Origin of the sequence: Clostridium grantii DSM 8605 (assembly GCF_900129965.1) — a bacterium.
In the GTDB taxonomy this organism is placed as follows: domain Bacteria; phylum Bacillota; class Clostridia; order Clostridiales; family Clostridiaceae; genus Clostridium_AF; species Clostridium_AF grantii.
The window spans coordinates 14,195-38,983 of sequence record NZ_FQXM01000005.1; the positions used below are offsets into that span (position 1 = coordinate 14,195).

Sequence of the window (24,789 nt, forward strand, 5' to 3'; positions counted from 1 at the left end):
TATCATGGATAAAACATTGGGTGTGGCTGTTGTTGGCTGTGGTACTATTTCTAATATGCATTTAAATGCTATTAAGCAAATGAAGGTAGCAAAATTATTATTTGTTTGCGATATAGATGTGGATAAAGCTAGAAAAACAGCTTTTGAATATGATTGCAAATATACAGATGACTATAAAAATTTAATATGTAATCCAAATATAGATATTATTCATATACTTACCCCACACTATTTACATTCTGAAATGGCTATTGAAGCATTTAATGCCGGAAAAAATGTTGTTTTGGAAAAACCAATTGGCATTTCTATGAAAGATTTGAAGGAACTAAATAAAATATCTGACAAAAGTGAACCATATATTGCTGTTGTATTACAAAATAGATACAATCCTATTTCTTTGTATTTGAAGAAAGTTGTGGAATCAGGTGAATATGGGAAGTTAATTGGAACAAAGGGTATTGTTGCCTGGTATCGTTCCAAAGAGTATTATGAAAATTCTAATTGGCGTGGTGAATGGGCATCAGAAGGTGGAGGTGTACTTATAAATCAAGCTATTCACACCATTGATTTGATGCAATGGATTGGTGGTAAAGTTACAGCTGTAAAAGGACATATAGACAATCATTATCATCCATATATTGAAGTAGAAGATACAGCCCTTGCTACACTTTATTATGATAATAATACTGTAGGTAATTTTTATGCAACTAATAATAATGGAATTAATTCTAGTGTTGAATTGGAATTTGTATTTGAAAAAGCAACCTTTGTTCAAAAAAATGAAGAACTTATTAAAATAACTTCAGGTGATAAATCAGAAGTGGTAGAAAGTAATTGCGCAAACAAAGGTGAAAAAGGTTACTGGGGACAAGGACATAGAATATATATTGAGGATGCTTATAATCATATTCTTAATAAGGAAAAACCTTTTATCACAATAAAGGAAGCTTTGGTAGCTAATGAAATAGTTCTTGGCATATATGAATCAAGTAAAACAAATGAGAAATATTCACTAAATTATGTAGAATAAAAACTGAAAATGATTTAACTATCGGCATAATGAATTAAGTGCAGTGGAACCGATTTTAAGTCACCCAGATAAAAAAGTTAGAGATTTAAGGAAACAAGGGGTGCAATTCTATGTAGGAAGAGTAACTTTTGTCAAATTGTTTATTTTGTACAAATAATCATTTATTTTGTGTATAGATTATTTTATATGAAAGAGCTATTATTAGTATTAGTTGATTTTCAAAAAAATAAAGTTTGGAAATTAGGTAGGGTAGGATATGTTGTAACAACTAATATTACCCCAATTAGATCTCAGGAGGAAAGAAATTCTGAAATATTAGGAAGAATTTCTGCAAATAGATGGGCACATCCATTAGATTTAATGGCATTAATTATATTTCTTGTATAAAAAGGGTCTGATTATATGAGTGGCCATATTTTTGCAATTGATCGTGGTTGCCTAGTTAGGTAGATAATAAATAAAGCCTTATTACTTATTAAAAGATTATCTCTTTATATGAGTAATAAGGCTTATAATTAAAGGCCTAGAGAATATTAAACTATTATATAGGGGTATATATCAAAGTTCAACCAGTTAAAAAGTAGAAACGGATTTCTAATGATTAAACAGGAGTATTAAAAGAAATTTTTAGAGATAATTGGGATGAGTTTGTAAAGTCTTATGAAAGTTAAAGCTTAATGTTGCTGCTATATTTTGAGTTAAGAGGATGTGGTTTTACCGCTTTCTTATGCAGAGAAATATTTGCACATAAAGCGATAGTAGATACAGCAAACAAAATATAATTCTAGACCCATTACATTACTGAATAGCCTCCGTTATACTGATATTATACGGTTCGATAGAAAGAATAAATGAACTGTAATAATTTTGAAGGAGGTTTTAACATGCATAAAATTTACAGTAATAAACTTAGTATATTGCTGCTTATTCTGCTGGCATTAGTCCTATTCATTGTATTTATACATTATCTACAGCATTAATTGTAGGTTCGAGTTTTTTTTAATGGGATGCCCTTACACTACCAACTTTTAAGGGATTTGCAAACTATCAGTATCTGTTTACAAATGATTCGATTTTTGGGGTTGGATTTAGGAACAATCTTATATGAATTGCGGGCAATGTTTTTCTTGTATTGATTCCTAGTTTTTTTCTGGCACTTATACTTAGTTCGAAAATAATAGGTAAGAATTTCTTAAGAAGTGTACTCTTCCTGCCGGTATATCTGTCGTCTACGGCTGTAGGGCTGATTTGGTATTTCGTTTATCATTATAAGATTGGAATCTTAAATTATTTGATCAGGCTGATAGCCTTTGAGAACTTTCAGCATGCATGGCTTACAGATGAGAAGACGGCGTTGTATTGTGTTATATTTACTATATCATGGCAATGGGTTGGGTATTATATGGTATTGTATCTTTCAGAATTGGCAATGATTCCAGATGACCTTATTGAAGCTGGAAAAATTGACGGTGCGAACAGCAGACAAATTTTGATAAATATAATCATTCCTTTTCTAAAGCCGATATTCCAAATAACATGTGTTCTAGCCATTGTAAATTCATTCAAGGGCTTCGACTTAATGTACATTATGACTCAGGGAGGACCTAATCTGTCAACGTATCTGTTGGCTCTTCATATGTATGATACATCCTTTGGCAGAATGCAGTATGGGTACGGCAGCTCCATAGCAGTTATTATTATTTTGCTGTGTGTTCTGTTTATGAAAGAAAATCCACATATCAAGATTGAGAAAGTGGTCATTGGTGGTGCTGGCGGTGACAATTATAGAACCAAACTGGCCTCAGAAGCGGCAGTTGGAAATCTAACTGACATATTCATGACATGGCTTGGAGTAAGGCTGGAGCCTATGGTACAGATGGGAACAGTAATGCCTTTGGATGATATTATTAGTGAAGATGAAGCACTAAGTTGTATGGTTGACAGAAGCGTTTTGGACAATATAATCTCGAACTCCCAAAAACTTTGGATCAGTTGGTAGAAATAAGTAAAGTTTTTGCTGAAAATGGGATTAAACCGATTTCTGTTGGTAATAGTGTTGCATGGGTAACAACAATACCATATAGTTACATCTTACTTGAGTTGGATCCGGATATCTTTGATAAAATGAATAATAATTCAGTTTCCTATGATGATCTTGTGTTTATTGAAGTAGCAAAAAAGCTGGAAATGCTTGTTGATGAGGGTGTGTTTGGAGAGAACTTCAACGGAATAGCACCTGCTGAGTCAAGAGCCGAATTCATTGAAGGCAAAGCGGCAATGTTCGTACAGGCAACATGGAATCTGCCAGCGTTGAATAAAGATATGAGCGAGAATGTTGGAGTCATACCTTTCCCAACAGTCAATGGAAACAATTCCTTTGTATTGAAAACATCACCTCCTGGTTATGCGATCAGTCAGAATACAGAACATAAGGAAGAAGTTATTCAATTCTACAAATTCATGATGAGCGAAGAAAGACTTAGAGAACTGGCAGATGATTTCTCCGTTATTCTACCATGGAACAGCATTGAGGTAAGTCAAAAATCTGATAATACATCATATAATGATGTAGTTAAAGCATTTGCAGAATATAATACGCCATTCGACTTAGTTAAGACCTATACGGTAAACAGCGCAATTGAAAAAGAAGTTGAAATAGCAATTCAGGCTATTACTGGCGGTTCAGATATTCAGACTATATTTGAAAAACTTGAAAAGTACAGAAAACAGAATTCAGAAGAATAGCTAACTATTGAACTATTATAAATCTCCATTCTGCTGCTTGATGCTGTGGGGTGGGATATATGTATTTTATTAAAAGGAGACAGTAAAATGGTAACTAATATTGATAAGGATTGGAGATTTATTTTAAGTGATGATGATCTATATAAGGAGGTTTATTTCGATCACTCTACATGGGAAAAGGTAAATCTTCCCCATGATTGGGTTGTAAAAGGGGCTTTTGATAAAAAGGGCAGTGCAAGATTGGGATTTTTAAAAGCCGGAGTCGGGTGGTATAGGAAGAATTTTTTCATTGATGAGGAATTGGACGGCAACAAAGTTTATATTGATTTTGACGGTGTCTATATGAACAGTGAAGTTTATATAAACGGACATTTATTGGGCAACAGGCCTTATGGATATATGAGTTTCAGTTATGATATGACTGATTATATAGTAAAAGGACTGAATGTAATTGCTGTTAGAGTCAATACAGGCGAAGGTGTAACTGGTCGCTGGTATACCGGCAGCGGTATTAATCAGCATGTACATCTTAGAATAAAGAAATCCATTCATATACCTTTGTGGGGAAGTTATGTCATTGCTGAAGTAGGAGAGGGTTCCGCTAAAGTGCAATGTAGGGTGACGCTGAAAAATATGGACAGACAGCAGGCGGATATAAAAGTTGTATCAGGTGTTTATATGGTGGATGGTACTAAGATTGCTGACAGGGAACAAGATATATGTCTTTCAAAAGAAGAAGAAAATATCTGTCAGGACTTTGATATTGAAAATCCACTCCTATGGTCCGTGGATATGCCGAATAGATACGTTTATAAGATTGATATTATAAAAGATAATGAGATTATAGATACACATCAAACAAAATTTGGAGTCCGAAAAACTGAATTTATACCTGATAAAGGGTTCTTTTTAAATGGTGAATCTACTAAGTTCAAAGGTGTATGCCTTCATCCCGATGCCGGTGTAATAGGGACAGCAGTTTCAAAAAGAATGTTCAGGAAACGAATTATGATGTTGAAAGAAATGGGATGTAATGCAATAAGAACAGCACATAATCCTTTTCCGCCTGTGTTCTATGACCTGTGTGACGAACTGGGAATGATGGTTATTGACGAAATCTTTGACGGATGGGATAAGGTAAAAGCTGAGTTTGATTATGGGCTGTATTTTGATAATTGGCATGAAAGGGATTTGACTGATTTTATCCTTAGAGACAGAAATCATCCATGTATTATGCTGTGGAGTATAGGTAATGAAGTAACAGATATGAAAGTGTCCCTTACGAAAAAGCTGCAGGATATGGTCCATGAACTGGATCCATCCAGACTTGTTACATGTGGTGTTCAAGGGGCAGGACAGATTTCAGAAGACAACAGAGCACTGTTGGATATTGCCGGCTATAATGATGGCGGCGGTGCTTGTTTTCTCTATGAAAGTGACCATAAAACTCGTCCAAATCAGCTGTTTGTTGCAACAGAAGCGCCACATACCTATCAGACAAGGGGACACTACAGAACTCAAACTTGGTGGAGAGATAAGAATCAGCCAAGAATTGAGATTGAAAACCTGACAGAGGAAGAGCTATTTTTTGACGGACATATGAGTTTTCACTCATCCTATGATAATGCAGGGGTTAGAACCAGTGTCCGTGATTCATGGCAGCTGTCTGAAAGTCATGATTATCTATGTGGAGAATTCAGATGGACAGGGTTTGACTACTATGGTGAGTCCTTTGATTGGCCCTCTCATTATGTTGGATTTGGTGTGATTGATGTTGCCAATTTCAAGAAAGACCATTACTATCTTTATCAAAGCATGTGGACAACAGAGCCAATGGTACATATGCTTCCCCATTGGACCCATGAGAATCTGGAAAAGGGAACGGTTATACCTGTTTGGGTTTATACCAACTGTCATGAAGTTGAAGCATTTATCAATGGAAGGAGTTTAGGGCGTAAGATAAAAGGAAATCTAAAAAATTTATGCTATAATATTCCCTATGAAGAGGGCAGGGTGGAAGTCATTGCTTACATTGATGGGATTGAAAAAGCCAGAAAAGCGTTTTGTACAGCAGGTCGTGCAAGTCGTATCCGGATAAGTTCAGATATAGAAGATATTTATTTTAACCCAGGTGACATTGCACAGGTAAGCGTTGAAATTGTGGATGAAAAGGGAGAAATGGTTCCCTACGCTGACAATGCAGTAACTTTTATAGGAACTCAGGGAACTAAAATAATAGGTACTGAAAATGGTGATGCAGTGGATCATACACCCCTTACATCCACAGTAAGAAAAGCGTTTAACGGATTGTGTATGGCCCTTGTAAGAACTGATGGAAGTGATGAAAAACCAAAAATTTATGCAGCGGGCATTTTAGGTAAAACGTTGTTTAAGTGTTCTTCAAAGGTAAGTATAGATGTTAGATGTATTTCGTTAGATGGAAATGATTTAAGTACAGTGGAGCCTGTAGAAATATTCTATACGGTGGATGGCACACAACCTACTGAAAAATCCAGAAGATATACTAAATCCTTTGAAATAAATGAGTCTACAGTAGTAAAAGCAGCTGTCTATTCAGCATACAAGTTTTTAGGAACCATAGAAGGACTGTTTATTAAAGGTGAAAAAGAGAAAGTAATGGATTTGACCCATGGAAACAAAGATCTTAACTTGGAGTATCCAATTGGTCCTTTTGCCAAACAGTTGGCAGGAAAATGGAATGATGGAGAATTTGTTTTTGAGTTTAGAGAAAACGGAGAGTTTGTAAGAATTCTTGAAGTAGGAGAGCAACCTCTTGGGATGTGGTGGTATGATTATCCCCTTGATCATTTTGAGGCTCAGGACTATGCAGGAACAGGTGAAATCTGGCTAAAATCCGGTGAAAAGTGTACCATTGCCTTGAAAACCCAGGAAGGTAAAGGATTGACCGTTGACAATAGTGAAGGTGGCATAGGTACTTCCTTTGGACATAAAAAGATAATTGAATTAAACAAGGAACAGTAATAATAATGACATGGAGGATAATAGGTATGTTTAAGAAGCTTAAGATAAGGCAGCGAATGATATTATACAATTCGATTATTATCCTCCTTTGTGTTTATGTAATAAGTTCTTTTTCCTATTACCAAGCTTCAAAAGTCATATTAAACAAAACTAGTGAGAATTCAAATCGCATCCTGGAGCAATCAAGTGAAAACATTGATAAAATATTAAAGGATGTTGAAATGGGTGTCAATACTTTTCTTTCTAATCAGGAAGTCTATAATATTGTGGAAATGGGTAAGACTTCTTTCATAGTTCAAGACAGAGACATAGTGAATATTTATGACATACTGACGAATATCACGTTGATAAGACCGGAAATAGAGTGGATTTATGTTTTTGATTACAGAGGTAAGATATATGGTAATCATGGCTATATGGATCAGTGGTCTTATGAAGAGAACTTAAGTCAGAAGCTGAATCAGGCAAGGGAAAACTGGTATGGCTGGAACCTCAAAAGGATAATGCTCTAATAACTGTGGTAAGGCTTGTTAAGAATACACAGCTGAAAGATATTGGCTTCGTTGTTATCAATATTAGAAAAAATGCAATAGAACAATTGTTTAAATGGCAGGAAGAATCTTTCAAGAGCTGTTCAATGATAGTTAATGAAGGGGGAACAGTCATTGTATCTTCTGGTGATCATTACATTGAGAGTCTCAGAAAAGAAGAACTGATTAATTGGAACTTTGGAATAGAAGACGGCTATGCTGAATTTGTGGATGAATCTGGGGAATATCGAGTTTATGCATATGAAACCAAGTACAATAACTGGAAATATGTAAGCTTCATTCGTAAAGATGATTTGCTAAATGATGCAAAAACCATTAGAAAAGGTGTATTCGTTTGGGGTATAATCTTTACCTGTATATTCTTATGTATTTTATTTCTTATTTCCAATGGAATTACAAAGCCGATAAAACTGATTACACACAAAATGAAAGAGTTCGAGGTGAAAGGGGAAGTGCCTGAGAATAAATTTACTAACAAGGATGAGATTTCCTATTTATACGAAACCTTTGTTGAAATGACGCATGGGATTAACGAACTGGTTGAACAGAATTATGAGCAAAGTGTTTTGCAGGAGAAACAGCAGATAAAAATCTTGCAGGCCCAAATCAATCCGCATTTTCTGTATAATACATTGGATATTATCAATTGGAAGGCTAGGGAAAAAAATGTTCCCGAAATCGGAGGAATGATCAAGGCCTTATCAAACAATCTTGGGTATTCATTTGTAGGGAATGAGATGGAAGTGACAGTAGAAGAGGAAATCAATCATATTGAAGATTACTTGTATCAGGCATGGTTTTAAGGAAGTTGAAAAGGATATGCATATAGAGGTTAGGCATTATAAGAAAGACAGAAATGTGTATATTGAGATTAAAGACAATGGAAACGGGATACCTAAGGAGAAATAAGGCAATAGAACTGCTCGTGGTACTGGCCGTATTATCTAAAAGATAAAAATTTTGACATGGAAGAATTGATACCTTTACATTTGATGTATGAGAAAATCAATAAATTCTCAGATCGGCACAGTATATATATTCTGTTAAGCAATCTTATTTTTCAGGCTTCAGAGAAAAGACAGGAAGATTTAGATGGGATGAATACAAGTGTCATTGAATGTATTAAGGAATATATAAATGAAAACTACGATAAGAATATTAGCTTGAATGATTTGGTGGATATAGTTTTCTTAAGCAAGAAGTATTTGAGCACATTAGTGAAGAAAGAGACTGGTCAAACAATTACTGACTTGATAACCTTTGAAGAGAATTCAGGTTGCTAAAGAACTGATGAAAGACCTTAAACTAAAAACATATGAAGTTGCAGGGCGGGTAGGGATTAATGATGCAAGATATTTCAGTCAGCTGTTTAGAAAACATACAGGTGTTACACCTAGTAAATTCAGAAGTTCGATGAAGGAAGGATTATAGAATGAAAAATAAGTTGAATATAGTATTTATTTTGACCGATGATCAAGGAGCATGGGCTATTGGCTGTGCAGGAAAATCGGAAGTTAAAACACCGAATATCGATAGGTTGGCAAAAACCGGATTATTGTTTGAAAATTTTTTCTGCACATCACCGGTGTGTTCTCCTGCTAGGGCTTCAATATTAACAGGAAAGCTCCCATCACAGCATGGAGTTCACGATTGGATTCGGTGCGGTAATATTGAAGTAAGTGATTTACCGGATTCCATGAAAGCTTTTTTGCCATATGAAAATGAAAGTACAGCTATTGGCTACCTTGATAATTATGAGTGCTATACAGATGTACTTAACAGAAACGGATATCGATGTGGATTCTGTGGAAAATGGCACTTGGGAGACAGCAGAACACCACAGAAGGGATTTGCAGACTGGTTTACAATTGGCAGGGGTGGATGTTCCTATTATGAAGCGGACATTATTGAAGAAGATAAAATAGAGTTATGCGATGAATATATTACGACAAAAATTGCAGACAAAGCGGTGGATTTTATTGAAAATAGAAAAGGAGAAGAGAATCCTTTTTATTTGAGTGTACATTTTACAGCTCCACATGCACCTTGGGGAAGAGAAGAACATCCAAAGGAATACTTTGACCTGTACGATGACTGCGAGTTTCTGTGCACCCCGGATTTGCAGGTGCATCCATGGCAGGTAAACACCTGTGAGAGTGGTGTCGGCGAGAGGAGAAAAGAACTACTAAAAGGTTATTATGCAGCTATTACAGCAATGGACCATGAAGTGGGAAGAATAATCGACAAAATTGAACAGTGTGGTCTGAGGGAAGATACGCTGGTTATTTTTACATCAGACAATGGCATGAATATGGGGCATCATGGTATATGGGGAAAAGGAAACGGAACATTCCCCCAGAATATGTATGATACCTGTGTTAAGGTTCCTTTTATTGCATCATTGCCCGGAAAAATTGATGAAAACAGGATTTATGAAGGTTTAACCAGTCATTATGATATTTTCCCTACATTAATTGATTATCTGCAGCTGCCTTACAATATTTCTGCGGATTTTCCCGGAAAGAGTTTCGCTGGGGTTCTTGGTAGTGATTATTCGGAATTTAGAGAAAATGTTGTTATCTATGATGAATATGGTCCAGTAAGAATGATTAGGACAAAGGAATACAAATATGTTCATCGCTATCCTGATGGGCCACATGAATTTTATGATTTGATCAATGATCCAGACGAAAGCATGGATTTGATTGATGATAAGAACTTTGAAGAGCTAATTGACAGTTGCAGGAAAAAACTTACAGAATGGTTCATACAGTATGTGAATCCAGATTTAGATGGGACAAAAGAAGCTGTTATGGGAAGAGGGCAGCTAAACCTTGCCGGAGGGTTCGCAAAAGGGCATAATAGTTTTGCAACAGATTTGAAATACAGCGGTAGGAAGGGTAGAGTATGATTTAAGGTCATTAAGAGTCAAAGTTTTGATACCTATCTTTTTCATGGGAGAGTAGATAGATTTGTGTAAACACAAATTTATCTACTCTTCTTTTGTATGATTAGTTGGTAAATTTAGAATAATACACTTTAAAGAATCTATGAGGATTATTTATCACAAAGAAAATTGATACCAACTTTAATTAGTAAGCACTGGAACAAAAACCGTCATGCAAGGTAACTGTAATGGATAAACTATATCTGCTGTTGATTTACCATTTTGTTTAAGAGCTACTATTTGTTTTTTAAACTCTTCTGTATAATTCTTTGTTTTTCCTGTCATGATATTTTTATACAGTCCTTTTTATCTATTATATCATAACACAGGGGGAATGTTTACTGTACAATTTATTATAACCTATACAGTTTTTTAGATACATTGTGCCGATATTTGTATAAAAATAATAGCTATAAGTGATATAATGTTTATGTACATAAAATGATTTGTGTACAAAATAAACTGAGGTGATGTATTTTGAAAGATATTAATTCGCAGAATAAAACTAAAACTATTAATTTAATTGATATTAATCCTTATGTAAGAAGAGCTTCAAAGCATTTAATTCAGGCAGGTTATGATTCAGCAGTTCGTCTAATACCTCATTATCAAATTCAATATATATGTAGTGGTATAGGAATTTTCATCATAAATGGGAAGCAATTTGAATGCAAAAAAGGAGATCTGTTGTTTTGGGGACCTGGAGATGAACATACCATAAAATCAGATATAGATAAACCAATGACTGTTTTTGGAGTTCAGTTTGATTTTACTCAGAATAATAACAAAAATGATTATGTATGTAGACCTTATACTAAAGAAACATTTTGCACTGAACTTATTGAAGAATATATAAAATTTGAGGACCATAAATGTTTTCCTCATTATATTGATACCAAAGATATGTATATTGGGGAATCATATTTAACAGATATAGTTAATGAATTTCAACATAAAGGATTGTACTTTAGAGAAAGAATAAGTGGATTATTTAAAGCTTTTTTAATACTATCAATGCAAAATAATTACAACGTTGAAAATAATCATAGTAAAGAAATAATTAATAAAATTATTAATTATTTACAGGAGAATTATAAAAAGGATATTTCAAATAAAACAGTAGGTGAACTTTTTAAATTCCATCCAAACTATTTAAATAGATTAATGGTGAGATATACAGAAATGTCTATTCAACAATATCTTATAAATATAAGAATAAATAGAAGTATGGATTTGTTACAGAATTCAAATAAAACCATAAGTGAGATAGCTTATATAAGTGGATTCAAAAGTGCTCACTATTTCTCAAGATTGTTTAAAAAGAAGGTAGGATTGAATCCTTCAGATTTTAGATAAAAGGATTTACTTTGTTAAATGTCATGAGCATAATATATAGGATATATTAAATTAGAAAAAGTCTATTTCCATTTACTAAGTCTTAATAAGACAAATGAAAACCTTTTAAAGACAAAGAATTAACTACTAGTAGGTGTTAAAATTAAGTCAAGAAAACATACTAGGAGGATGAAATATGGAAATGAAAAATAGGGAAGCTATAATTGAAACTTATAAATTAGCAAAGGCAAAATATGAAAAATGGGGTATTGATACTGACAAGGTTTTAGAAGATATTGAAAAGGTTGCAATATCTATTCACTGTTGGCAAGGGGATGATGTAAGAGGATTTGAAAATCCAGAAGGATCACTTACTGGAGGAATCCAAGCCACAGGTAGTTACCCTGGTGCAGCAAGAAACCCAGAAGAATTAAGAGCTGATATAGATAAAGTGTTAACTATGATACCAGGAAAACATCGTTTAAATTTACATGCCATTTATGCTGAAACAAATGGACAAAAAGTAGAAAGAAATGAATTGAAACCTGAACACTTTAAAAATTGGGTAGAATGGGCAAAAGAAAGAGGCCTTGGTCTTGATTTTAATCCTTCATGTTTTTCACATGAATTAAGTGCAGATGGTTTAACTTTAAGTCATCCTGATAAAAAAGTTAGAGATTTCTGGATTGAGCATTGTAAAGCATCAAGAAAGATTAGTGAATATTTTGGTAAAGAGCTTGGAACAGCTTCTGTTACTAATGTATGGATTCCAGATGGATATAAAGATATTCCAGTAGATAGACTTGCTCCAAGAAAAAGATTGCAAGAATCTTTAGATGAGATTTTTAAAGAAGAAATAAATCCTGCTTATCACCTTGATGCAGTTGAGTGTAAATTATTTGGTATTGGTTCTGAAAGTTATGTAGTTGGTTCTCATGAATTCTATATGGGGTATGCACTAAAAAATAATAAGTTACTTACACTTGATGCAGGTCACTTCCACCCAACAGAAGTAATTTCAGATAAAATATCTTCTGTATTAAATTTTTCAGATGAACTACTTCTTCATGTATCTAGACCAGTAAGATGGGATAGTGATCACGTTGTATTGCTTACTGATGAATTAAGAAATATTGCCGAGGAAATTGTTAGAGGAAACTTTATTGATAGAGTTCATATAGGTTTAGATTTCTTTGATGCAAGCATCAATAGAATAGCAGCTTGGGCTATAGGTACAAGAAATATGATTAAAGCTATGTTAATTGCTATGCTTGAGCCAAGTGATTATTTAAAAGACGTGGAAGCTAATGGAGATTATACAACAAGATTAGCTTTACTTGAAGAATTTAAAACATATCCATCAGGTGCTATATGGGACTACTATTGTTTAACTAAAGAAGTAGCAGTAGGAGAAGAATGGTTAGAAGAAGTACAAAATTATGAAAAAGAAGTTTTATCAAAAAGATAGTTTAGATAAAACATAGTAATATTAGATCTGTATAAAAGGAGGAACTTCTATGTGCAAAGGTATTGGTAAAAATGTTTGGATAATTCCAGATGGTTTTCTTCCAGAAAAAAGCAATGGAGATTTTAATAGTCATGAAGCTATTTGTGTTTTAAACACTGGAGATGAAGCAGCAGAAATTAGTATAATTGTTTATTTTGAAGATAGAGAGCCTATGGAAAAATTCGATGTTGTTTGTGAAGCAAGAAGAACTAATCATATAAGATTGGACAAGATAAAGTCTGAATCAAGCAAAATGATTCCTGTTGGAGTGCCCTATGCATTAAAAGTAGAGAGTAGTGTTCCGATTGTGGTGCAACATAGCAGAATGGATACAACTCAAGCAGAAATGACTTTGATGACTACAATAGCATACTAATAAAAAGATTAAAATAAAAAGTAAACATCACTTTCTTTATATATAAGATATAGTGGTGTTTATTTTTATTAATTGAAGATATAACTATGGTTCTCAGGCACAAGGACTATACAAAAATAACGGCTATCGTTAGATATTTTTAATAAGAGAATTAGTATTATAAGAAGAGAGGTAATATTAATGAAAAATTTCATTAACATAGATATTAAAAATCTAAGATGCGAGTTTCTAGAAAATCCTCTTGGGGTTGATGTAATGGAACCTCGTTTAGGATGGAAATTATATTCAAGTAGCAAAAATGTTTATCAAGAAGCATACCAAATTATGGTTTCAAGTTCTAGAGATAAATGTAAGGCAGGAGAATATGATTTATGGGACTCAAGGAAAGTATTATCTGAGAAAACTAGCAGTATCAAATATAAAGGAAAAGAACTTAAATCAAATGAAATATATTATTGGAAAGTTAAGGTGTGGGATAATTATGGGGATAGTTTTTTTTCTGAAATAAATACTTTTGAAATGGGATTGCTCCAAGAGGATGATTGGAAAGCAAAATGGATAAGTATGGATTGGAAAAATAAAGCGGGTTGGTCACCTATTTTCAGAAAAGACTTTAATGTGAAGGGTAAAGTTAAGAAAGCTCGTGCTTATATTAGTGGACTTGGATATTTTGAAATGACAATTAATGGTTGTAGAGTTGGGGATAACGTATTAGATCCAGCGCAAACAGATTACAATATTAGAACTTTTTATGTAACTCATGATATGACTTATTTACTTAAGGATAATAGTAATACAGTGGGAGTTATGTTAGGGGATGGATTTTATCATCAAAATAAAGTTTGGGGTGGAAACATGGCTTATGGAGTCCCTAGACTAATTTGCCAAATCCATATTGAATATAATGATGGGACAAAGGAGATAATTCTAAGTAATAATGAATGGAAATGCTTTTATGGACCAATAGTATTAAATAATATATATTCCGGTGAAAACTATGATTCTAGACTTGAACAAAAGGGTTGGAATGAACCCAATTTTGATGATAGTCAATGGTACGAGGCAGAAGAAGTTGAAGGACCTGCTGGAAAACTTGTATCACAAATGATTCCACCAATAAAAAGAATGGAATATTTTCACCCTAAAGAAATAAAAGAAATTAAAAAAGGCATCTATATTGTTGATATGGGTAGGAATTTTGCTGGGTGGACTAGATTAAAAGCTAATCTTACAGCAGGTACAGAAGTTACAATGAGACATTCAGAATCAGTTTATAAAGATGGAACTCCTAATTTCTCCTCAACAGGAGTTCAATTTATTGGAATGCCTCAAACTCATAAATATATATTTAATGGCGAGGAAAAAGTATTTGAACCTAAGTTCAATTATTGTGGTTTTAGATATATAGAAGTAACTGGATTACCATTTATACCAGAGGAAAGTACATTTGAAGGGGTTGCAGTGTATACTGCCCTTGAAGAGTCTGGTGAATTCCAGTGTTCCAATGAAGATATAAATAATATACATAAAATGGTCAAAAATACTATTACAAGTAATCTTCAGGGAAACATAACGGATTGTCCAACGAGAGAAAAATGCGGATGGCTAGGAGATGCAATGATTATTGCGGATTCTATAATGTATAACTGGGACGCGGTCACATTTTGGGAGAAGTACACCAAGGACATTGAAAGTACAAGAAAAGCAAATGGTACATGGATGATGATTGCTCCAGGAAAAAGAGTATGCGGAGAAGCCGCACCAGCATGGGGAGCGGCGCAAGTACAGATACCTTGGTATTTATATGAATTTTATAATGATGTAGAGATTGTAGAAGATCAGTATGATGCCATTAAAGAATGGACGAATTATTTATTAAGTAAAGCTGAAGAATATCTTATAAGTTTTGGAATTGGTGACTGGTGGTATCCAGGAGGTAGAGAAAATCTCGATGTACCACACCACTTAATATCAACTGCCTACTTCTTTCAAAGCACTATACTAACAGCAAAAATTGCTAAAGTACTATGCCGAACAGAAGATATAGAAGTGTATAATGAATTGGCAGAAAACATTAAAAAAGCATTTAATAAGAGATATTATAATAAAGAAAAATCTACTTATGGTACACAAACAGCAGATAGTTTTGCACTTGCTCTTGGATTGGTTGAAGATGAAAATGAATTAAAAGTTGCTGAAACAATAGCAAATGATATAAAATATAGGGGCTTTCATGTAACAACAGGACATATAGGCACAAAATATATATTTGAAATGCTTACGGATTACGGATATGAAGATTATGCTTTTAATGCTCTTGTTCAAAAGGAATATCCTGGATTTGTACATCTCTTAAATGAAGGATATACCACAATACCTGAACGCTGGGAAGGAGATAAAGATTATGGAGAGCCTAGAAATACAGGCTCATTGAGCCATCCTTTTAAAGGGGGATTCGATTCTTGGATATACTCTCACATTCTTGGTATAAAAGCAGACGCCCCAGGATTTAAGAAAATAACAATTAAACCTTATCTTATAGGAGATTTATCTTGGGCAAAAGGTAGTTATGAAACTATTTATGGTAAGGTTAAGTGCCAGTGGAATAGAGAATGTGATAATTTTAGAATAAAGGTTACTATTCCAGTAAACACAAGTGCAAAAGTATATTTGCCAGTAGAAGGTAAAATCTACTCAGTAATTGATGATAGCAAGGAAAAAGTAGATTTACAAAGTGATAAAAATAAAAAGAAATATATAGAAATTGAATCTGGTGAATATGAGTTTATAGGAATCCATAATTCTTAACGAAGAAGCATTGGCAATATATAGTATATTAGAACCATATTTCATGCTTGTGTGGGTTGAACACATTATTTGTTTTGTGCAAATAGTCATTTGTTTTGTGTAAAGATTACTTTATATGAATGAGTTATTATTAGTATAAGGTGATTTTGAAAAATATAAAGTTTTTACCTATGAAGTAATAGAGAATAGTGAATTTAGAAAATTTGAGTAACATTAAATATAGGAGGATATTAATATGGAAAATTATGAAAATCAATGGATCGATTTAGCTTGGGAGTCAATTAACCAAAAAGTAAAAAAGACTAGTTTAATCATAGGAAGTCAATTTCCATCAATGACGGAAAGTGGGATTTATACATATACCACAGATTACTGGCGTTGGGTTACTGGTTTTTGGCCAGGGTTACTGTGGTTGCTTTATGAAGAAAACAAATATGAACCATTTAAAGATATTGCAGTGGCCTGTGAAGATAAAATGGATGAGGCATTATATGAGTATACAAATTTACATCATGATGTAGGATTTATGTGGTTGTTGACCTCTGTTAAAAGATATAAACTCTCTGGTAATATGGAATCTAAGAAACGTGGATTGATTGCTGCAAGTCACCTTGCAAGCAGATTTAATATTAAGGGGAATTATCTAAGAGCTTGGAATAAAAATGGATTAAATGAAGCTAATAGCCTAGGTTTAAGCATTATTGATAGTATGATGAACTTACCTTTATTATATTGGGCATCAGAAGAATTAGGTGATCCAAGATTTAGTCATATAGCAAAAGCACATTCAGATACAGTTTTAAAGGAGTTTATTCGTGAAGATGGTTCTGTAAATCATATGGTTGAATTTGACCCATATACAGGAGAAAAGATTAAGGTTTTAAGTGGACAAGGATATTCAACCACATCAGCATGGTCAAGAGGTGCATCATGGGCATTACATGGTATGGCTCTTGCTTATAAATATACAAAAGAGCAAAAATATTTGGATTGTGCAAAAAAGGTTGCTAATTTTTTTATTAGTCAGTTACCAGAAGATAATGTTCCTCATTGGGATTTCAGGGCACCAAGAACAGAAACAATACCAAGAGATACATCGGCAGGAGCTTGCGCAGCTTGTGGTTTATTAGAACTTAGTGGTTTAGTGAGTGAAGAAGAAAAGCATATTTATGAAAAGCCAGCAAGAGATATTGTTAAATCGCTTTATGACAATTATGGAAATTGGTCAAAAGATGATGAGGAAGGACTACTAAGTGGAGGTACATTTAATTGCCCTGCTAACTTAGGAATTGATATATCTTTAATTTATGGAGATTACTATTTTGTTGAAGCAATTAGTAGACTTAAAAAAGTATAAAATAGTTTATATACAGTATAAATAAAAATTTAAAAGTATTTTAAAAATAAATAAGTTCATACATGTAGGGTTATATATGTATGGGCTTATTTTATGTTTAAAAAAAACAATTAGGGGTAATCAAAAAAACATTGGGGAAATGTTACAAAAAAACCTAAACACAATTAAAAACACAGAAAAACATAAATAAACACAGAAAAACACATAAATAAAGGCTTGACAATGTTTACATTGAGTGCTAAAATATCATTAACCGAACCAAATAAACACAAAAGAACACAATAAAAACAAAACGAACAAAAATAATTTTAAGAATGTAATGAAAGGGGAATTAAAGTAAACGATTATAAATTGCATAATGTGTGTAAGGGATTTACAACTAAGGGGAATATTGAATAGGAAGGAGTGCTAGGAATGTCTGAATTTGTACTTGAATTAAAAGGTATAACTAAAATATTTCCAGGTGTAAAAGCATTAGATAATGTTAATTTTCAATTAAAGCATGGTGAAATTCATGCGCTAATGGGAGAAAATGGTGCTGGAAAATCTACATTTATAAAAATAATTACTGGTGTTCATGCTCAAGAAGAAGGGGATATTTTCTTAAACGGTGAAAAGATTAATTTTAAAAATCCTAAAGATGCTCAAAGTCATGGAATAGCAGCAATATACCAACATGTCACTTGTTATCCAGATTTAAGTGTAACGGAAAATATTTTTATGGGACATGAGAATGTTGATAAAAAAACAAAAAGAATTCTCTGGAATGAAATGCATAATGAAGCAAAGATTCTTCTCGATGGGCTTGGTGCTAATTTTGATCCAAAGGTTGAAATGGGTTCCTTAAGTGTAGCTCAACAACAAATTGTAGAAATTGCAAAAGCTTTATCCACAAATGCAAAAATAATAATAATGGACGAGCCTACTGCTGCTTTAACAAAAAAAGAAAGTGAAGAACTTTATAGAATAGCAGAAAAGTTAAGAGATGATGGAGCATCTATAATATTTATATCACATCGATTTGAAGATATGTACAGGCTTGCAACTAAGGTTACTGTATTCAGAGACTCTAAGTATATTGGTAGTTGGGATGTAGATAAAATATCAAATGAGAATTTGATTGTTGCTATGGTAGGTAGAGAGATAACTGAAATGTTTCCAAAGAAAGAACCTAAAATTGGAAAAGAAATTTTAAAGGTAGAAAATTTAAGTAAAACAGGATTTTTCGCAGATATATCTTTTGCGGTTAGAGAAGGAGAAATTTTGGCTCTTACTGGATTGGTAGGTGCTGGGAGAACGGAAGTATGCCAGTCTTTATACGGAGTATTATCTTATGATCAAGGTAAAATATTTGTGGAAAGTAAAGAAGTGAAAGTAAATAGCCCATTAAGTGCAGTTAAACTTGGAATCGGTTATCTTCCGGAAGATAGGCAAAAACAAGGTCTTATACTAGAGTGGGGAATTGGAAGGAATATAACATTACCTGCTTTAAATAAGCTTTCTAAAAAAGGTTGGTTAAATGATAAAAAAGAAACAGAAATATCTAAAATTCTTTCAGAAAAAGTTAATGTTAAAGCACAAAGTATTTTTGATTTAGCAAGTTCTTTATCAGGAGGAAACCAACAAAAGGTAGTAGTTGCAAAATTGCTTACTTCTGACTTGAAAATACTTATAGTAGATGAGCCTACAAAAGGAGTAGATGTAGGTGCTAAGGCAGCAATTTACGAAATATTGAGTGATTTAGCTCAACAAGGGTATGGAATTGTATTAGTATCATCTGAAATGCCAGAAGTACTTGGAATGAGCGATAGAATAGCAGTTATGAAAGAAGGCAGAATCGCTAAGATTTTTGAAAGAAAAGATGCAACTCAAGAATTAATTTTAGAAGCGGCTATGGCATCAAATAAATAAAAGTTAAGACTATAGTAATTAAGATAAGAGGTGGAAAAATCTTATGTCGGAAAAAACATTGCAAAAAATAAAAGGAATAAATGTCTCAAAATTTAGAGAGTTAGGATTAGTTGTTTTCATCATAATAATATCTATCTTTGTGCAAATGAGAAACAGTAGCTTTCTAACCATAGAAAATATAAATGATTTAGTTACCAATACGGCTATCTTAAGTATTCTTGCAGTTGGAATGATGTTAGTTATTATAACAAGAGGGATAGATCTTTCAATTGGAGCGACAATTGCTTTATCAGGTATGATTACAGCTTTGACAATTGGTAAGTTTCCAGGATTAAATCCTTGGTTAACATTAGTTTTAGGACTAGTTATAGGTATGGCTTGTGGTGGAATTGTAGGTTTTTTAATATCAAAGGCAGGAATACTTCCTATAATTGCATCTTTAGGTATGATGAATGTTTTTAGAGGTTTAACTTTTATGGTTAGTGGTGGAAAATGGGTTAGTGCTCATCAAATGCCTGAGACTTTTAAGGGAGTAGCTACAGGGAAAACTTTAGGAATAAATAATTTGATATTTATAGCTATAGTTATTTATGTAATATCATATTACTTTTTAAATCATACAAGAACAGGAAGAAAGATTTATGCAGTTGGAAGTAATCCAGATTCAGCTAGAATAAGTGGAATAGACACTGGAAGAGTTTTGTTAATGGTTTATGTAATAATGGGTGCATTAGCTGGACTTGCTGGAGTACTTTGGGTTTCAAAGTTTGCTTCTGCCCAAGGAGATACAGCAATGGGTTATGAATTAAATGTTATCGCAGCTTGTGTATTAGGTGGCGTTAATATTGCAGGTGGATCAGGAAAAATATCAGGAATTTTAATGGGATCACTTTTATTGGGTATATTAAATAATGCGTTGCCACTGATAAATGTTTCACCATTTTGGCAAAATGCTATTCAAGGAGTAATAATTCTTATTGCTGTAATAATAAATGCTCTTGTTAAAAGAAAAGTTCATAAAAATAATCTTATGAGGAGGAAAATATAAGATATGACAAATAGAAATATTTTAGATAAAAAGGGTTTTAATATTAAAAAATTCTTCCTCCAATGGGAATGGTTATTGGTTTTGATTTTCATAATCATCAATATAATAAATACTTCACTAAGTCCATACTACTTAGATTTTAATAATTTAATTGGTGCTACAATGACTTTCATGGATAAAGCTTTTATGGTTCTTCCGATGGCTTTTATAATAATACTTGGTGATATTGATATATCAGTAGCATCGACAGTTGCTTTAGCTTCTGTAATTATGGCAGTAACATTTAATGCAGGTGTACCAATGATATTAGCCATGATATTAGCATTGATAGTAGGAACTATTTGTGGATTTATTAACGGATTATTAATAGTTAAATTCAAAGAATTATCTGCAGTTATTGTTACTCTTTCAACAATGATTATATATAGAGGTATAGCTTATATAATTTTAGAAGATCAAGCTTCAGGTAACTTTCCTAAATGGTATTCATACTTGGGATGGGGATATGTTGGAAAGGTTCCATTTATACTAATTATATTCATTATATTCGCTATTTTATTTGGGATACTTCTCCATAAAACAGCTTTCGGTAGAAGGGTATTTGGAATGGGAAATAATATTACCGCTTGCAAATTTTCAGGAGTTGAAACTGATAAAATAAAGATTATTGTATTTACAATGGCTGGATTTATGGCGGGGGTAACAGCATTATTCCTAACTTCTAGAATGGGTAGTACAAGACCTAACATTGCAACTGGATATGAATTGGATGTTATAGCAATGGTAGTTTTAGGGGGAGTTAGTACAGCAGGTGGAAAAGGAAGAATGTTAGGTACAATAATTTCAATATTTTTAATAGGATATTTAAGATATGGATTAGGTTTGGTTAATATACCAGCTCAGACTTTATTAATTATAATCGGATTGCTTCTTATATTTGCAGTAATGGTGCCAAATTTAAAGATCTCCAAAAAAAAGATTTCTAAAAGCTAAACAAATTCAAATACTAGCAGTCAAAGATTGCTTTGTATATAAAAATTCAAGGGGGAAAAGAAATGAAAAAAGTATTGTCAACTATTTTATCATTAGTAGTAATAGGTTCTTTACTAGCAGGTTGTGGAAACAAAGCAGTAAATACAGCTACTAGCACTGATGGCGGAAAAGAAACTACAAAAAAATATGCGATTATAGTTAAAAACACTGGTAATCCATACAATGAAAAAGAAATGGAAGGATTTAAAAAAGCTGTAGAAGAACTTGGTGCAGAAGTTATTCTTAAAGCTCCAGATCAACCTACTGCAGAAGCACAGATACAAATGATAGAAGAACTTATTAATCAAAAAGTTGATGTTATTGCTATAGCTGGAAATGATCCAGACGCACTTCAACCTGCTTTAGTAAAAGCGATGGACAATGGTATAAAAGTTCTTTCATTGGACTCAGCTGTAAATGCAGATAGCCGTATGGTTCATGTAAATCAAGCAGACCCTGAAAGAATAGGACGTACTCAAGTTCAAGCTCTTTACGATATGACTGGTGGAAAAGGTGATATAGCTGTTCTTAGTGCTACTTCTCAAGCTACTAATCAAAATGCTTGGATTGAGTGGATGAAAAAGGAATTAGAAGATCCTAAATATAGTGATATGAAACTTGTAAAAGTTGCTTATGGTGATGATTTAAGAGATAAGAGTGTATCTGAAACTGAAGCATTACTTAAAACTTATCCAGATCTTAAAGGAATTATTTCTCCAACTACAGTAGGTGTAGCTGCAGCTGGTAAAGTTTTAACAGATAAAGGCTTAAAAGGAAAAGTTCAGTTGACAGGTCTAGGATTACCAAGCGAAATGGCTGATTACATTGAAAGCGGAGTTTGCCAATGGATGTATTTATGGAATCCAATAGATGTTGGATACTTAGCTGGATACGCTGCGGATGCTTTAGTAAAAGGAACAATAACAGGTGCTGCAGGAGATAAATTTGACGCTGGTACTCTTGGTGAAAAAGAAATTATTGCTGTTGGAGATGGAACAGAAATAATGTTAGGCGACCCCTTCAAATTTGATGCAGATAACATTGGAGAATGGAAATCAGTATACTAAAAAACGAAAATCCCCTTATTTAATAGGGGATTTTTATTTTTACTATTTAAAAATCGAAATCATCTACATTTTCTTTTGTGAAGTCAAGTGGGATTCCCATAATGACTTCAGTACCTTTAACTTGAATTTTGCCTATACTTGCAAATTCATCACCATCATGAGGTTTATTACCACTAATCATATTTACTGCAAGCTTTATAGTTAAATAGCCTAGTCTACCTGGATCCCATAAAGTAACTACTTGTGCAGAACCATTTTTTAATGATTCTCTCATTAAAGCTGGAGTTGATAAACCAACCACCTTTACTATGCCTGCTTTGCCAGATTGATAAACGGCTTGAGATGCACCGGGTGGGGCTGCAGAACTATTACCGATAATCCCTTTTAGATTAGGGTAAGCTATTAACATGTTCTGAGTAATAGTGTAAGCCTTCTGTTGATCATCATCACAAGCTTCAACAGTAACAAGTGTCATTTCTGGATACTTTTCTTGCTGCTGTTTAATCATCCATTCCATCCAAGTATTCAAGTTTGAAGCTGTTAAAGCACCAGTAATTATAGCGTACTCACCTTGGAAATCCATGTTTTCAGCTAAATTATCCATTATGTGTCTACCGAGATATTCCGCATCAGCTTGATTTACAAATAATTCTCTTGAATCATCTTGAGAATCGGAATCCCATGTTAGTACAGTTATACCAGCTTCTTTAGCTTTTTTTAATATTGGAGCAAGAGAAACAGGGTCGTTGGCAGATACTGCAATAGCATCAACTTTCCTTGAAATCAAATCTTGAACTAAATTTACTTGTTGAGCAGCATCAGTAGTGGTTGGACCGGTGTAAATAACATTTACCCCTAATTCATCTGCGGCTTGAAAAGCTCCATCAGCAGCAGCTTCAAAATAGGGGATGCCAACAATTTTTGGGACTAAAGCTATATTGAGTTTTTTTTGATCTGTATCAGAGTGCAGATTTTCAGAATTACAACCGGATAAAAGTGATAGACATAAAAGTATTGATGAAAATATACATAAGTGTTTTTTCAAAATTCTCACTCCTATTATTTTTTAAAGAAAGTAAAATAAATTTACAAAAGTTTCTTTAAATTTTTTTTGTTAGAGGTAGTTATGCCAATTGATGAAGAAATAGAATTAGTTAATAGTACAAAAATCAAAATAAAGCCCATCATAAATGTTTGGATAAATGGACTTACCCCTATTAAATTAAAACCATTTGCAAGAACTCCAAAAATACAGACGCCAATAATTGTTCCCATAATAGAACCTTCGCCCCCATTAATGCTTGTTCCACCTAAAACTACTGCTGCAATACTTTGCAAAAGATAAACAGCTCCAATATCAGCCCTCGCAGTGGCAACTCTAGAAGTTATAACTATACAAGAAATACCACAAAGTAAAGCTGCATACATATAAACAAACATTAATACTTTAGTTATATTTATACCAGAATACTTTGCTACTACCGGATTTGACCCCACAAAATAGATTTTTCTTCCTAAAGGAGTTTTTTTAAGAATAATAGAGGTTATAGTTGCTAGAATTATAAATATTAAAGTTTGTATTGGAATGAAGCCTAGATGTCCTTGTCCTATAAAATAATAGCTTTGAGGAAATCCAGAAATGGCATTACCTCTACTAATAGCAAGGGCTATACCATTAAAAAGAACCATGGTTCCTAATGTAACAAGTATGGATGAAACACCGATTTTTGCAATAAAGAATCCGTTAATAGCACCACATAATACAGCTACAGAAAGGCCTAATATCATGGATAAACCAATGTTTATGCCAGATGAAAAGCAGAATCCAATAACTACAGCAGATAGCCCGGTTATAGAACCTATAGACAAATCTAAACCGGAGGATAAAACTATAACGGTCATACCTAATGCAATAATTCCAAGCTCTGACATTTGTTCGGTTATTGCTATAATATTATTAAATGTAAAAAATATTGGGGACATAATGGACATAAATATTAATAAAATAATAAAAAAAGCAAGCAGTATTATATCACCTAGGTTAATTTTTTTAAACACAGACTAATCCTCCT

22 protein-coding genes are annotated in these 24,789 nt (G+C 33.2%); 19 read left to right on the plus strand and 3 right to left on the minus strand.

The window, feature by feature from the left end; all coding sequences use genetic code 11:
• Nucleotides 1-4 precede the first annotated feature (4 nt).
• The 10 genes from BUB83_RS05160 to BUB83_RS05205 all read left to right on the plus strand — a co-directional run bounded on the left by BUB83_RS05160 (nucleotide 5) and on the right by BUB83_RS05205 (nucleotide 10,240).
• Nucleotides 5-1,030, plus strand: coding sequence for a Gfo/Idh/MocA family protein (locus BUB83_RS05160; RefSeq protein ID WP_073337386.1), 1,026 nt, complete (start codon nucleotides 5-7; stop codon nucleotides 1,028-1,030).
• A gap of 186 nt (nucleotides 1,031-1,216) precedes the next feature.
• Nucleotides 1,217-1,417: a hypothetical protein gene (locus BUB83_RS05165; RefSeq protein WP_073337387.1), complete on the plus strand. Its 201-nt coding sequence runs from the start codon at nucleotides 1,217-1,219 to the stop codon at nucleotides 1,415-1,417.
• Nucleotides 1,418-2,162: 745 nt separating this feature from the next.
• Nucleotides 2,163-3,029, plus strand: a complete 867-nt coding sequence (locus BUB83_RS05170; RefSeq protein ID WP_073337388.1) for a carbohydrate ABC transporter permease — start codon at nucleotides 2,163-2,165, stop codon at nucleotides 3,027-3,029.
• On the plus strand, nucleotides 3,023-3,775 hold the full coding sequence (locus BUB83_RS05175) for an ABC transporter substrate-binding protein (RefSeq protein WP_159434049.1): 753 nt from the start codon (nucleotides 3,023-3,025) through the stop codon (nucleotides 3,773-3,775). The genes BUB83_RS05170 and BUB83_RS05175 overlap by 7 nt, the downstream gene beginning before the upstream one ends.
• Nucleotides 3,776-3,862: 87 nt before the next feature.
• Entirely contained in the window at nucleotides 3,863-6,778 is a 2,916-nt protein-coding gene (locus BUB83_RS05180) for a glycoside hydrolase family 2 TIM barrel-domain containing protein (RefSeq protein ID WP_073337390.1), read from the plus strand.
• Nucleotides 6,779-6,804: 26 nt separating this feature from the next.
• Entirely contained in the window at nucleotides 6,805-7,290 is a 486-nt protein-coding gene (locus BUB83_RS05185; RefSeq protein WP_073337391.1) for a CHASE3 domain-containing protein, read from the plus strand.
• Nucleotides 7,291-7,415: 125 nt separating this feature from the next.
• Entirely contained in the window at nucleotides 7,416-8,132 is a 717-nt protein-coding gene (locus BUB83_RS05190; RefSeq protein ID WP_207649327.1) for a sensor histidine kinase, read from the plus strand.
• 162 nt (nucleotides 8,133-8,294) lie between these two features.
• Complete coding sequence (locus BUB83_RS05195; protein WP_143160477.1) at nucleotides 8,295-8,612, plus strand: helix-turn-helix transcriptional regulator; 318 nt, start codon at nucleotides 8,295-8,297, stop codon at nucleotides 8,610-8,612.
• Nucleotides 8,613-8,619: 7 nt separating this feature from the next.
• Nucleotides 8,620-8,760, plus strand: coding sequence for a helix-turn-helix domain-containing protein (locus BUB83_RS22910; protein WP_073337394.1), 141 nt, complete (start codon nucleotides 8,620-8,622; stop codon nucleotides 8,758-8,760).
• A 1-nt stretch (nucleotide 8,761) separates the two neighbouring features.
• Nucleotides 8,762-10,240 carry a sulfatase family protein gene (locus BUB83_RS05205; RefSeq protein WP_073337395.1) on the plus strand — a complete coding sequence of 493 codons (1,479 nt, stop codon included), beginning with the start codon at nucleotides 8,762-8,764 and terminating at the stop codon, nucleotides 10,238-10,240.
• A 177-nt stretch (nucleotides 10,241-10,417) separates the two neighbouring features.
• Here the strand turns inward: BUB83_RS05205 and BUB83_RS21525 are convergent, their stop codons facing one another.
• Nucleotides 10,418-10,561: a transposase gene (locus tag BUB83_RS21525; RefSeq protein ID WP_143160478.1), complete on the minus strand. Its 144-nt coding sequence runs from the start codon at nucleotides 10,559-10,561 to the stop codon at nucleotides 10,418-10,420.
• A 192-nt stretch (nucleotides 10,562-10,753) separates the two neighbouring features.
• On the opposite strand from BUB83_RS21525, the gene BUB83_RS05210 reads away from it, so the two are divergent.
• The 9 genes from BUB83_RS05210 to rhaS all read left to right on the plus strand — a co-directional run bounded on the left by BUB83_RS05210 (nucleotide 10,754) and on the right by rhaS (nucleotide 22,717).
• Entirely contained in the window at nucleotides 10,754-11,632 is an 879-nt protein-coding gene (locus BUB83_RS05210; protein ID WP_073337396.1) for an AraC family transcriptional regulator, read from the plus strand.
• Between the two features lie 175 nt (nucleotides 11,633-11,807).
• Entirely contained in the window at nucleotides 11,808-13,079 is a 1,272-nt protein-coding gene (rhaA, locus tag BUB83_RS05215) for an L-rhamnose isomerase (protein ID WP_200801438.1), read from the plus strand.
• A 49-nt stretch (nucleotides 13,080-13,128) separates the two neighbouring features.
• Nucleotides 13,129-13,494 (plus strand): sensory rhodopsin transducer, encoded by a 366-nt coding sequence (locus BUB83_RS05220; RefSeq protein WP_073337397.1) that lies wholly within the window; start codon nucleotides 13,129-13,131, stop codon nucleotides 13,492-13,494.
• Between the two features lie 180 nt (nucleotides 13,495-13,674).
• The gene (locus tag BUB83_RS05225; protein WP_073337398.1) at nucleotides 13,675-16,302 is read left to right on the plus strand and encodes a family 78 glycoside hydrolase catalytic domain; all 2,628 of its coding nucleotides are present in this window, start codon (nucleotides 13,675-13,677) and stop codon (nucleotides 16,300-16,302) included.
• 235 nt (nucleotides 16,303-16,537) lie between these two features.
• A complete protein-coding gene (locus BUB83_RS05230; RefSeq protein ID WP_073337399.1) occupies nucleotides 16,538-17,659 on the plus strand; it encodes a glycoside hydrolase family protein in 1,122 nt (373 codons plus the stop codon).
• 414 nt (nucleotides 17,660-18,073) lie between these two features.
• The gene (locus BUB83_RS05235; RefSeq protein WP_073337400.1) at nucleotides 18,074-19,570 is read left to right on the plus strand and encodes a sugar ABC transporter ATP-binding protein; all 1,497 of its coding nucleotides are present in this window, start codon (nucleotides 18,074-18,076) and stop codon (nucleotides 19,568-19,570) included.
• A gap of 43 nt (nucleotides 19,571-19,613) precedes the next feature.
• Nucleotides 19,614-20,618: an ABC transporter permease gene (locus BUB83_RS05240; RefSeq protein ID WP_073337401.1), complete on the plus strand. Its 1,005-nt coding sequence runs from the start codon at nucleotides 19,614-19,616 to the stop codon at nucleotides 20,616-20,618.
• 3 nt (nucleotides 20,619-20,621) lie between these two features.
• Complete coding sequence (locus BUB83_RS05245) at nucleotides 20,622-21,611, plus strand: ABC transporter permease (RefSeq protein WP_073337402.1); 990 nt, start codon at nucleotides 20,622-20,624, stop codon at nucleotides 21,609-21,611.
• Between the two features lie 62 nt (nucleotides 21,612-21,673).
• A complete protein-coding gene (rhaS, locus tag BUB83_RS05250) occupies nucleotides 21,674-22,717 on the plus strand; it encodes a rhamnose ABC transporter substrate-binding protein (protein WP_073337403.1) in 1,044 nt (347 codons plus the stop codon).
• A 46-nt stretch (nucleotides 22,718-22,763) separates the two neighbouring features.
• On the opposite strand, the gene BUB83_RS05255 is transcribed toward rhaS, so the two are convergent.
• On the minus strand, nucleotides 22,764-23,762 hold the full coding sequence (locus BUB83_RS05255; protein WP_200801439.1) for an autoinducer 2 ABC transporter substrate-binding protein: 999 nt from the start codon (nucleotides 23,760-23,762) through the stop codon (nucleotides 22,764-22,766).
• A gap of 41 nt (nucleotides 23,763-23,803) precedes the next feature.
• Nucleotides 23,804-24,775 (minus strand): ABC transporter permease, encoded by a 972-nt coding sequence (locus tag BUB83_RS05260; RefSeq protein WP_073337404.1) that lies wholly within the window; start codon nucleotides 24,773-24,775, stop codon nucleotides 23,804-23,806.
• Nucleotides 24,776-24,789 lie beyond the last annotated feature (14 nt).